The sequence below is a fragment of the Pseudomonas sp. GW821-FHT02A11 genome, assembly GCF_059421985.1.
Map to the genome: position 1 here is coordinate 199780 of NZ_JBWKWB010000002.1, position 11507 is coordinate 211286.

Genomic DNA, 11507 nt, shown 5'->3' on the forward strand with positions numbered 1-11507 from the left:
AATGCGGTGGCTCAGCTACATCAATGCCGCCTGACACACCGCGTTCGCGGCCGTCGTAACCTCCGACTGCTCCTACAGGGAACTGCGGCGTGCCTGCAATGGCTGACAGACTTGAAGGCTTTATTCAAACGTGAACATCGACACCCGCATCAAATTTCGTCATCTGGTGTGTTTCCTCGAAGTGGCGCGTCAGGGCAGTCTGGCCAAGGCGTCGGACAAGCTCGCGATCAGCCAGCCGGCCCTGTCCAAAACCCTCAAGGAACTGGAGGGGCTGCTGTCGGCGAGCCTGTTCGAGCGCAGCAAAAGCGGCGCCGCGCTGACCGAGGCCGGCGTGGCCTTTATGCGTTATGCCGGGCCCAGCGTGCAGGCGTTGCGCGAGGGGGTTAACAGCTTGCGCTCCGGTGAACATGAGCCGGTGGCCGTGCGCCTGGGCGTGCTGTCCACTGTCGAAAGTCTGTTGGTGCCTGAGGTGATCTGTCGCCTGCATGCGCGTCACCCGGCGCTGGTGGTCAGCGTCGCCACCGGGCCCAGTGCCTATCTGTTGTCGCAGTTGCGACTGGGCGAACTGGATCTGGTGGTCGGACGCATGACCGACAGTCCGCAGATCCTGGGCTTGAGCTTCGAGCACCTGTACAGCGAATCCATGACCCTGGTGGTCCGCGACGGCCACCCGCTGCTGGCGGGCGGTGACAGTCGCGCCTCGCTGGAGGACTTCCCGCTGGTGTTGCCGTCGGCAGGCACCACCATCCGCAAATTCGCCGACAGCCTGTTCGTGCAGCACGGCATCAACCCGCCTCGTCAGCGTCTGGAAACCCTGTCGCTGACCCTCAGCCGTCGCTACGTACAATGCAGCGACGCCGTGTGGATCGCGCCGTTCGATGCTGTGCGACAGGACCTGACCCGTGGAGAGCTGGTGGAACTGGAGTTGGGCATTCGCGAACCGGGCGGTTCGGTAGGGCTGTGCAGCAACCCGGCTTTACCGCTGTCGCTCGCCGCGCAGTGGTGCGTGGACGTGCTGCGGGAAGTGGCACAGGCCTATCGGGAAGGGGCTTATCCATAACCATTTGGTTATGGATGGTCGCGTTAATTTCAGTTTTAGCCGGGGCGAGCGCGGGAGACACTGGGGTCATCGCCTGCTGAAGCTTCAGACAGGCGCGACCTCCAATAATGACAACAGGAGACTGGCATGTCTGACGCCCACGACAGCCGTTTCGCCATTCGCGACCGTAATTGGCACCCCAAAGCCCTGACGCCCGACTACAAGACCTCGATCCTGCGCTCGCCGCGCCAGGCGTTGGTCAGCATTGCGCAATCCGCCTCGGAAACCACCGGCCCGGATTTTTCCCACCTGCAATTTGGTCGCCATGACGCCGACCTGCTGCTGAACTTCAACAACGGCGGCCTGCCCATTGGCGAGCGCATCATCGTCGCCGGTCGAGTGATCGACCAGTACGGCAAGCCGATCCCGCACACCCTGGTGGAGATGTGGCAAGCCAACGCCGGCGGGCGCTATCGCCACAAGAAAGACGCCTATCTGGCGCCGCTGGACCCCAATTTCGGGGGCGTTGGCCGTTGCCTCACCGACCGCGACGGCAACTACATCTTCCGCACCGTCAAACCCGGCCCATACCCATGGCGCAACGGCCCCAACGACTGGCGGCCGGCGCACATCCACTTTTCCATCAGCGGCCCGTCGATTTCCACCAAGCTGATCACCCAGCTGTATTTCGAAGGCGATCCGCTGATCCCGATGTGCCCGATCGTCAAGTCCATTGCCGATCCTGAAGCGGTGCAGAGCCTGATCGCCAGACTCGACATGAGCATGGCCAATCCGATGGATTGCCTGGCTTATCGCTTTGATATCGTCCTGCGCGGCCAGCGCAAGACTCACTTCGAAAACGTCTGAGGAGGGTTGCCCATGCCCGTTCAAATTCTGCCGGAAACCCCTTCCCAGACGGCTGGCCCTTACGTGCACATTGGTCTGGCCCTGGAAGCCGCCGGCAACCCGGCCCGCGAGCAGGAAATCTGGAATGAAATGGCCAAACCCGGTGCACCCGGCGAGCACATTGTGCTGCTGGGGCACGTCTACGACGGCAACGGCCACCTGATTCGGGACTCCTTCCTGGAGCTGTGGCAGGCCAATGCCGACGGCGAGTACGACAGCCAATACAGCCTGAGCAAACCCTTCAACAGTTTCGGCCGCACCGCCACGACGGATGAGGGCGAATGGGTGGTCAAGACCATCAAGCCGGGTGTGGTGCGCAACGCTGCCGGTGTGCCGATGGCGCCCCACATCAACGTGTCGCTGTTCGCCCGGGGCATCAATATTCATCTCCAGACGCGCCTGTATTTCGACGACGAAGCACAGAGCAACGCGGTGGACCCGGTGCTGAACCTGATCGAGCAACCGGCGCGCAGGCAAACATTGGTGGCCAAACGGAGCACGGTGGACGGCAAAGTCGCCTATCGTTTCGACATCCGTGTGCAGGGCGAAGACGAGACCGTGTTCTTCGATTTCTGACCACGACAGGATGAACGCTATGGACGAGTCGTCAGGAGCAGTACGTTGAGCAGATCCGGTAACCAACTCTTCGACCGATATTTCACCCAGCAGGCCATGTCGCAGATCTTCTGCGATGAAGGAAGGGTGCAAGGCATGCTCGATTTCGAGGCTGCGCTGGCGCGGGCAGAAGCCGCTGTCGGGGCGATTCCCGTCGAGGTGGTCGGCGACATCGTGGCCGCCTGCGATGCCTCGCTGTATGAATTCGACGCCCTGGCCGTGGCCATCGGCAACGCCGGCAATTCGGCGATCCCGCTGGTCAAGGCGCTGGGCAGGCAGATCGCCTCGCGCAACGAACACGCCGAACGCTACGTGCACATGGGCGCCACCAGCCAGGACGTGATGGACAGCGGGCTGGTGCTGCAACTGCGCAACGCGATGAACCTGCTGGAACAGGACCTGGCCAACCTCGCCGAAGGCCTGGCGCAACAGGCCCAGCGCCACGCCGGTGTGCCCATGGCCGGGCGTACCTGGCTGCAACAGGCCACCCCGGTGACCCTCGGCGCGAAAATCGCTGGCTGGCTGGGCGCGGTCACGCGTCACCGCCAGCGCCTCAAAGAACTCAGGCCGCGCCTGTTGTGCCTGCAGTTCGGCGGGGCATCGGGCAGTCTTGCGGCGTTGGGTGAAATGGCGTTTCCCATCGCCGAAGCGCTGGCCAAGGACCTCAAGCTCAACCTGCCGGACCAGCCCTGGCACACCCAGCGCGACCGTCTGGTGGAGTTCGCCAGCTTTCTGGGCCTGATCGCTGGCAGTCTGGGCAAGTTCGGCCGCGACATCAGCCTGTTGATGCAGACCGAGGCCGGTGAGCTGTTCGAGCCTGCCGCAGCGGGCAAGGGCGGCTCATCAACGATGCCGCACAAACGCAACCCAGTGGGCGCGGCGGTGATGATCGCGGCAGCGACCCGCGCGCCAGGGCTGGTGGCAACCATGCTCAGTGCCATGCCCCAGGAGCACGAACGCAGCCTGGGCCTGTGGCATGCCGAATGGGAAACGCTGCCCGAGCTGTGCTGTCTGGTCTCGGGCTCGCTGCAACAGGCACTGGCGGTCATTCCCGGGCTTGAGGTGGATGCCCAGCGCATGCTGCACAACCTCGACCTGACCCACGGCCTGGTGCTCGCTGAAGCCGTCAGCATGGCCCTGTCTGGACGCATCGGCCGCGACGCCGCGCACCATGTCGTCGAGCAGTGCTGCCGCCGGGCGGTGGAGCAGGGCAAGCACTTGCGTGAGGTATTGGGCGCCGAGCCCGGTGTCACGGCGCAGCTGTCGGCATCCGCGCTGGACAGCCTGCTCGATCCCACGCATTACCTGGGTCAGTCCAGGCGTTGGGTCAAACGCGCGGTGGCTGATCATCAGGCATTCAATCTTCGTTAATCCGACTGGACCGAAAATGGACGAGAAACAACGTTACGAAGCGGGCATGAAAGTGCGCCGCGAAGTGCTGGGCGATGCCCACGTGGACCGCAGCCTGGAAAAACTCACGCCATTCAATGGCGAGTTCCAGGAAATGATCACCCGCCACGCCTGGGGCGACATCTGGACCCGTCCGGGCTTGCCGCGCCACACCCGCAGCCTGATCACCATCGCCATGCTTATTGGCATGAACCGCGAAGGCGAACTGCGCCTGCACCTGCGCGCAGCCAGGAACAACGGCGTGACCCGCGATGAGATCAAGGAAGTGCTGATGCAGAGCGCGATCTACTGCGGGATTCCGGCGGCCAATGCGACGTTTCACCTGGCCGAAGAGGTGTGGAACGAGCTGGGGGTTGAGTCGTTGCAGGAATAAAGGTTTAGGTGTTCGCAATCTGAGGCGGGCACTGTACCCGTGGGAGCGAATGAATTCGCTCCTACAGATGAATGCGGTCCCCCCTGTGGGAGATGAACGCGGTCACCCCTGTGGGAGCGAAATTCATCCGCAAATCGGTTTGTCGGCAATGCCTCTCCAGCGGACGTGCCGCGCTCTCGCGAATGAATTCGTCCCACAGGGGCTCTGCGAATGACAAAATCGACATCGGATAGCTCACGATCAACCGGTTTTCGTCGAACGAATGGGTGCTGAAGCCCCGGCGCATGGTCAAGTTGCGCCAGCGCACCGACAGGTTCTTGAAACTCCCCTGCCGGAATCACGTACCCCAGCTCCGACTCCCGCGCCCATTCGTCGCCATCGGTAATACTGCCGGTGTGCACGTTGTCGCCCTTGATGTAGCGATTCATCAGGGTCGGCCCCGGCACGCCCAGGGCTGCGAAGTCGAAGTCGTGACGCCCCTGCCAGGAGCGCTCTTTGGCGTTGTCGAAACTCAATTATGGTTTTTCTATGCTCGTGGGTTTTTTTCACACTGGACGGGCAATGGCTAAACGACCCGCTACTGAGCGTTCAGAAAAATGACCAAATGTGTCAGGTATGTTTGGTTATCTGACGACGCCTTCTATATGCTTTCTGTGTCTACCCTAATGCCCGGAGAGGCAGCGGACCGACCACGCACTCACGCAAGGCCAAAGGACAGCTGATGAGTACCACCAGCACGCCGCTCTCCGGCGTCAACAAGCCGCTCAAGGGCATCGCATTGATTGTCCTGGCGACGTTCCTGTTTTCCAGTCACGACACCCTCTCCAAATACTTGTCCGGCATTTACCCGATCATGATGGTGGTGTGGGTTCGCTACGTGGTGCACACCGCGCTGATGGCCTGCATCTTCATGCCCTCGTCCGGCCTGCGCGTGCTGCGCACGAAAAAGCCGGGCTTGCAGGCTTTGCGAGCGGCTTGCTTGCTGGGCACCAGCCTGTTGTTCACCAGCGGGCTGATGTTCATCCCGATTGCCGAGGCCACGGCGGTCAACTTTCTTGCGCCTTTGCTGGTGACAGCTTTGTCGGTGCCGCTGCTCAAGGAAACCGTCTCGCGCGGGCAGTGGATTGCCGTGCTGGTGGGGTTCAGCGGGGTGATGGTGATCGTCCATCCAGGCGGTGAGCTGTTCACGCCGGCGGTGTTGCTACCGCTGGGTTCGGCGTTGTGTTTTGCCTGTTATCAGCTGCTGACCCGTTTGGTCGCGGCCCATGACAGCCCGACCACCAGTAACTTTTTTGCGGGGCTGTTCAATAGCCTGTTGATGAGCGCGATCGTGCCGTTCTTCTGGCAATCACCGCAGTGGCAGCACATTCCGTTCATGCTGGCGCTGGGCACCTGCGGGATGGTGGCGCATTTGATGCTGACCCAGGCGTTTCGCTTTGCCGCGCCGGCGTTGCTGGCGCCGTTCGGCTATTGCCAAATCGTATTTGCAGGGCTTTGGGGGTATGTGGTGTTCAATCACGCGCCTTCGCTGACGGCGCAGGCGGGGATTGCGATTATTTGTTTGAGTGGGTTGGCGGCGGCTTGGCAACAGAGGAGGTCGGGGGGATAAGGGACGCGTTGGCTCGCAGGTTTGGGTGTATATCCATCGTCTCGGGTGGCGCTGATATGGGTTCCGCCCTTACAGCAGGTTCTGCCGTTAGGCAGAATCCGATCAGCATCACCACCGCCAACGGATATACACACAAACCCACCCCCAAACAGCAAAAAACCGCGCCATCTCTAGCGCGGTTTTTGCCAACGATTCAAACCCTCACTCCAACTCAACCTTACGCGGCGCCATAAAGTACAACCAGGTCAAGGCAATGAAATACATCGCCGGAATCAACGTAAACAACACGTTGTAGTTATTGTTCGTCGCCGTCAGGATCGCCCCGACAATCTGCGTCATGAACATCCCGCCAATCGCCGCACACATCCCGCCAAAACCGAACACCGTGCTCATCATGTGCTTGGGCGTGTAATCCATCACCAGACTCCAGATGTTCGCCGTCCACGCCTGATGCGCACCCACCGCCAGCGCGATCGCTGCCACCGCCACCCACAACCCGCTGGCGTTGGCCGCGAACACCACACAAATGATCGTCAGCGCGAAAATCAGCATCGACACCAAGCGCGACGTGGTCGCACGCATGCCACGGCCAATCAGCCAGGACGACAGAATCCCCCCACCGATGCTGCCGAAGTCCGCCGTCAGCCAGATCAGAATCAGCGGAATGCCCATCTGCGTCACGCTGATGCCCAGGCTGTATTGCTGATTGAGGAACGGCGGCAGCCAGTACAGGTAGAACCAGAACACCGGCGCGGTCATGGCGTAGGCCAGGGCAAAGGCCCAGGTGCCGCGCATTTTCAGGATTTTCGAGAACGGGACCTTTTCCTCAACCGGCTCCGGCTCGTTGCCCTGATTGATGTAATCCAGTTCGCTCTGACGCACGGTTGGGTGTTCTTCAGGGTTGTAGTACTTCAGACGCCAGGTGATCACCCAGATCAGCCCCAGCGAACCCATGCAGATGAACGCCGCTTGCCAGCCCCAGACCGTCAGGATCAAGGGCAGCAGCGCAGGCGTGACCATCGCGCCAACGTTGGTGCCCGCGTTGAAAATACCGGTCGCAACGGCACGTTCACCGGCCGGGAACCACAACCGTGTGGTCTTGACGCAGGCCGGGTAGTTGGCCGCTTCCGTCAGGCCGAGGATGAAGCGGCAGACCATGAAACCGACCGCCGAGGTCGCCAGGCCGTGGGCGCCGGTGGCGAAGCTCCACAGCAGTACGGCGAGGAAGAACGCGCGCTTGACGCCGACCCGGTCGATGAACCGGCCCTGGAGTACGAAGCCGATCGCGTAACCGACCTGAAACCAGAAGTTGATGTTGGCGTAGTCCATCGCCGTCCAGCTCATTTGTTTGGCCAGGATCGGCTGCATCACGCCCAGTGCGGCGCGGTCGATGTAGTTGAGGGTGGTGGCGAAGAACACCAAGGCCAGCATGCCCCAGCGGGTCTTGCCGATGGCGAGGGCGCCGCGGATCTTTTCACCGATCCCGGCGTGAGGGTGCGCCGGCGTGGCGGCGGTGGGCGCAGGGGAAGCAGGGTATGAGCGCATGAGCATTTAACCTGTCTTGGAATTGTTATGGTTGTTGTCTGTGTAACGCTTGAACCGATGCAAGGCGGCATCGGTGTAACGCTGAGCCTTGTCCGACAATGTGAGGACGATGGTGGAGCGCGTCGGTAGGGGCGTCAATTGACTCACGGCACTTCTGGGCGATTATCGAACACAATACTAACCAGTCCGTACATTTAAATTGCGATCACAGAACACCGGGAGAATAATCGCTTTACACCTGAACATCAGCCACAGAACTGCCCGCCGGGTGCCTTTACCCAGGAGTCAGATGATCATGCAACGCTCGATTGCCACCGTTTCCTTGAGCGGAACCCTGCCGGAAAAACTCGAAGCCATTGCCGCCGCCGGTTTTGATGGCGTGGAAATCTTCGAAAACGACCTGCTGTACTACGACGGCAGCCCGCGCAACGTACGCCAGATGTGCGCCGATCTGGGCATCGCCATCACCTTGTTCCAGCCATTTCGCGACTTCGAAGGGTGCCGCCGTGATCGCCTGCAACGCAACGTCGACCGCGCCGAGCGCAAGTTCGAGCTGATGCAGGAACTGGGTACTGACCTGGTGCTGGTGTGCAGCAACACGGCTGCGGACTCCCTGGGTGAAGAAAACATTCTGCTGGGCGACCTCGCGCTGCTGGCCGAACGGGCGGGCGCGCGCAAGCTGCGAGTGGGTTATGAGGCGCTGGCCTGGGGCCGCCATGTCAACACCTGGCAGCAGGTGTGGAAGCTGGTAAAGCAGGTCGATCATCCCGCGCTGGGCGTGCTGCTCGACAGCTTCCACACCCTGTCACTCAAGGGCGATCCGAGCGCGATTGCCGACATTCCGGGCGACAAGATCTTTTTCGTGCAAATGGCCGATGCGCCGATTCTGGCCATGGACGTGCTGGAGTGGAGTCGTCACTTCCGTTGCTTCCCGGGCCAAGGTGAGTTCGACCTGCCGGGCTTTTTGGCGCCGATTCTGCGCAGCGGCTACATCGGCCCGCTGTCGCTGGAGATCTTCAACGACGGTTTCCGCGCCGCGCCACCACGGGCCAACGCCGCCGATGGCCTGCGTTCGCTGCTGTACCTGGAAGAGAAAACCCGCGACCTGTTGGCCAAAGAGGCCCAGCCGGTTGCGCCCGAGTTGCTGTTCAGTCCTCCGCCTGCCAGCACGTACGACGGGGTCGAGTTTCTCGAATTCGCAGTTGATGACGCCCAAGGCGCGCGCCTTGGCACCTGGCTGCAGAGCCTGGGTTTCGCCAAGCTGGGCCAGCACCGCTCCAAGGCCGTGAGCCTGCTGGGGCAGGGCGATATCAAGATCGTGCTCAACGCCGAACCCTACTCCTTCGCCCACAGCTTCTTCGAATCCCACGGCCCGTCACTGTGCGCCACGGCCTTGCGCGTCGAGAACGGCAACGCGGCGCTGGAGCGCGCGCGGCAGTACAAGGGCCAGCCGTATCGTGGCCTGGTCGGGCCGAACGAGCGGGAGATTCCGGCAGTGCGCGCGCCAGATGGCAGCCTGATTTATCTGGTCGAGCCTGCTGCGCCGGGGCAGTCGATCTATGACAGCGATTTCAACATCAGTGCCACGTCCAATACCAATGGCGGCCTGCAGCGCATTGACCACATGGCCATGGCGCTGCCTGCCGACAGTCTCGACAGCTGGGTGCTGTTCTACAAAAGCCTGCTGGATTTCGAGGCCGACGACGAAGTGGTGCTGCCAGACCCGTACGGCCTGGTCAAAAGCCGCGCATTGCGCAGTCGCTGCAGCACGGTACGTCTGCCCTTGAACATTTCGGAGAACCGCAACACCGCCATTTTCCACGCGCTGTCGAGCTATCGCGGCTCGGGCGTGCACCACATTGCCTTCTCCTGCGAAGACATTTTCGCTCAAGTGGCGCGGGCGAAAGAGGCAGGCGTGCAGCTGCTCGACATCCCGCTCAACTACTACGACGACCTGGCGGCGCGCTTCGATTTCGATGATGAATTCCTCAGCGAGCTGGCCTATTACAACGTCCTCTACGACCGCGATGCCAACGGTGGCGAGCTGTTTCACGTCTACACCGAAGCCTTCGATGACCGCTTCTTCTTCGAAATCCTGCAACGCAAGAACGGTTACGTTGGTTACGGCGCGGCCAACGTGGCGGTGCGTCTGACGGCGATGGCCAAGTCGCGCAGTGGGGTGTCGCGGCAGGCGCGATTGTGACGGGCTGATGGCATGCTGGCATATGCCGCTTCCGTAACAGGGCGGCGCGGCTCATAATCGCGCGATTCCACCGTGGTCGTGAGCCAAGTATGAAAACTGTCGACGACACTCTTCTCCAAGCATCCGTAGAGACGCCACGAAAGAGCCGCAAGAACAACCCCGAGAAAACCCGCGACGGCATCCTTCAGGCCGCCGTCGCCGAGTTCGTCGCCCAGGGCCTGTCAGGCGCCCGGGTCGACGCCATCGCTGAACGCACGCAAACCTCCAAACGGATGATCTACTACTACTTCAACAGCAAGGAACAGCTGTACAGCGAAGTACTGGAGAAGTTGTACGGCGACATTCGCCATACCGAAAGTGGCCTCAATCTCGATGTGCTGTCGCCGATGGAGGCGATCCGGCGGCTGGTGGAATTCACCTTCGATCACCACGACCGCAACGTCGATTTCGTGCGCATCGTCTGCATCGAGAACATCCACAACGGCGAAAACGTCAAGCAATCACCGACGATCCGCGCGCTCAGCCAGCATGTGCTGCTGGCGCTGGACGAGACGCTACGTCGCGGGGAAAAGGCAGGGGTGTTCCGTCAAGGCGTGCAGGCGGTCGACCTGCACATGCTGATCAGCTCGTTCTGCTTCTATCGCGTGTCCAACCGTCACACCTTCTCGGAAATCTTCCAGATCGAACTGGAAGACGCCGAGGTCAAGGCGCGGCACAAGGAGATGGTCTGTGATTCGGTGACGCGCTACCTGGCGCCCTGAGTCCGATCCGTGGGGCTCGGTCGGACGAGCCTCTGTAGGAGTAACTGGAGCTGTGCGACAGTCGCGAAAGCGGTCTTACTGACCCACCGCATTCGCTGCCGTCGTAACCTCCGACGTCTCCTACAGGTTCTGTAGCGACTTCAGGCATCCAGCGATCTGAAAAACGCCTGCATCCGCGCTGCATCGGCCTGCTCACCGGTAAACAGCTCGAACGCCTTGACTGCCTGAAACACTGCCATGGTGCTGCCATCCAGCGTGCGGCAGCCCAGGCGTCGGGCGTGGGCGAGCAGTTCGGTTTCCAGTGGGAAATAGATGATTTCCGCGACCCACAGTTTTACGTGCAGCAGTTCCGGCGGCAGCGGTATGCCGGGCAGTTTGGCCATGCCCACCGGCGTGGTGTTGACCAGGCCATCGGCAATGGCCATCGCTGATGGCAAATCATGACCCACGCGCGCGCGCCCGGCACCGAAGTGGGCGTTGAGGTTATCCACCAGACTCTGGGCCCGGGCCGGGTCGACCTCGAATACGCTCAATTGCTCGACGCCCTCGGCCAGCAGGGCATACGCCACCGCTGCGCCCGCACCGCCGGCACCCATCTGCACCACGCGTCCTCGCGCGACCTCACCCAGGCCACGGCGCAACCCTTCGGCAAACCCCAGGCAATCGGTGTTATGGCCGATACGCTTGCCATTTTTGAACACTACGGTATTGACCGCGCCGATGCTGCGCGCCTCGTCCGACAATTCATCGAGCAGCGGCATGACCGCCTGCTTGCATGGGAAGGTGATGTTCAGGCCGGTAAAACCGCAGCGTTGAGCGCCGTCGATCAATTGGGGCAGGGCGGTGACGTCGAGCTTTTGCGCGTCCAGATCGATGATCCGGTACAGGTAGCGCATGCCTTGGGCGTCACCCTCGTGTTCGTGCAGTGAAGGGGTACGGGAGGCCTGGATGCCTGCGCCGATAAGGCCTGCGAGGATGGAGGGTTTCGGGGTGAATGACGTCATGACGATGGGCTCTTGTTATGGGGCTGCCGGTGGCGGAAGCCT

Annotated in this window: 10 protein-coding genes and 1 pseudogene; 8 read left to right on the forward strand and 3 right to left on the reverse strand. The window is 61.6% G+C overall.

The annotated features are described in order from the left end of the window. Window positions 1-130 precede the first annotated feature (130 nt). The 5 genes from pcaQ to pcaC all read left to right on the forward strand — a co-directional run bounded on the left by pcaQ (window position 131) and on the right by pcaC (window position 4343). Complete coding sequence (gene pcaQ / locus AC07V9_RS03415; protein ID WP_495014288.1) at window positions 131-1060, forward strand: pca operon transcription factor PcaQ; 930 nt, start codon at window positions 131-133, stop codon at window positions 1058-1060. Window positions 1061-1186: 126 nt separating this feature from the next. Then, window positions 1187-1906, forward strand: a complete 720-nt coding sequence (gene pcaH, locus AC07V9_RS03420; RefSeq protein ID WP_495014289.1) for a protocatechuate 3,4-dioxygenase subunit beta — start codon at window positions 1187-1189, stop codon at window positions 1904-1906. Between the two features lie 12 nt (window positions 1907-1918). Then, a complete protein-coding gene (gene pcaG / locus AC07V9_RS03425; RefSeq protein ID WP_495014290.1) occupies window positions 1919-2521 on the forward strand; it encodes a protocatechuate 3,4-dioxygenase subunit alpha in 603 nt (200 codons plus the stop codon). Window positions 2522-2566: 45 nt separating this feature from the next. Further along, on the forward strand, window positions 2567-3931 hold the full coding sequence (locus AC07V9_RS03430) for a 3-carboxy-cis,cis-muconate cycloisomerase (protein WP_495014291.1): 1365 nt from the start codon (window positions 2567-2569) through the stop codon (window positions 3929-3931). Window positions 3932-3947: 16 nt separating this feature from the next. Then, the gene (gene pcaC / locus AC07V9_RS03435) at window positions 3948-4343 is read left to right on the forward strand and encodes a 4-carboxymuconolactone decarboxylase (protein WP_495014292.1); all 396 of its coding nucleotides are present in this window, start codon (window positions 3948-3950) and stop codon (window positions 4341-4343) included. A 214-nt stretch (window positions 4344-4557) separates the two neighbouring features. Here pcaC and AC07V9_RS03440 read toward each other — a convergent pair. Beyond that, a pseudogene (locus AC07V9_RS03440) lies at window positions 4558-4855 on the reverse strand (OprD family outer membrane porin); the annotation flags it as partial. Window positions 4856-5064: 209 nt separating this feature from the next. On the opposite strand from AC07V9_RS03440, the gene AC07V9_RS03445 reads away from it, so the two are divergent. Then, window positions 5065-5952, forward strand: coding sequence for a DMT family transporter (locus AC07V9_RS03445; RefSeq protein WP_495014293.1), 888 nt, complete (start codon window positions 5065-5067; stop codon window positions 5950-5952). A 201-nt stretch (window positions 5953-6153) separates the two neighbouring features. Here AC07V9_RS03445 and AC07V9_RS03450 read toward each other — a convergent pair whose 3' ends face one another. Next, complete coding sequence (locus AC07V9_RS03450) at window positions 6154-7497, reverse strand: MFS transporter (protein WP_495014294.1); 1344 nt, start codon at window positions 7495-7497, stop codon at window positions 6154-6156. 295 nt (window positions 7498-7792) lie between these two features. On the opposite strand from AC07V9_RS03450, the gene quiC reads away from it, so the two are divergent. After that, entirely contained in the window at window positions 7793-9700 is a 1908-nt protein-coding gene (quiC, locus tag AC07V9_RS03455) for a 3-dehydroshikimate dehydratase QuiC (RefSeq protein ID WP_495014295.1), read from the forward strand. Between the two features lie 89 nt (window positions 9701-9789). Beyond that, on the forward strand, window positions 9790-10461 hold the full coding sequence (locus AC07V9_RS03460) for a TetR/AcrR family transcriptional regulator (RefSeq protein WP_495014296.1): 672 nt from the start codon (window positions 9790-9792) through the stop codon (window positions 10459-10461). 140 nt (window positions 10462-10601) lie between these two features. On the opposite strand, the gene AC07V9_RS03465 is transcribed toward AC07V9_RS03460, so the two are convergent. After that, window positions 10602-11465, reverse strand: a complete 864-nt coding sequence (locus AC07V9_RS03465; RefSeq protein ID WP_495014297.1) for a shikimate dehydrogenase — start codon at window positions 11463-11465, stop codon at window positions 10602-10604. Window positions 11466-11507: the final 42 nt, after the last annotated feature.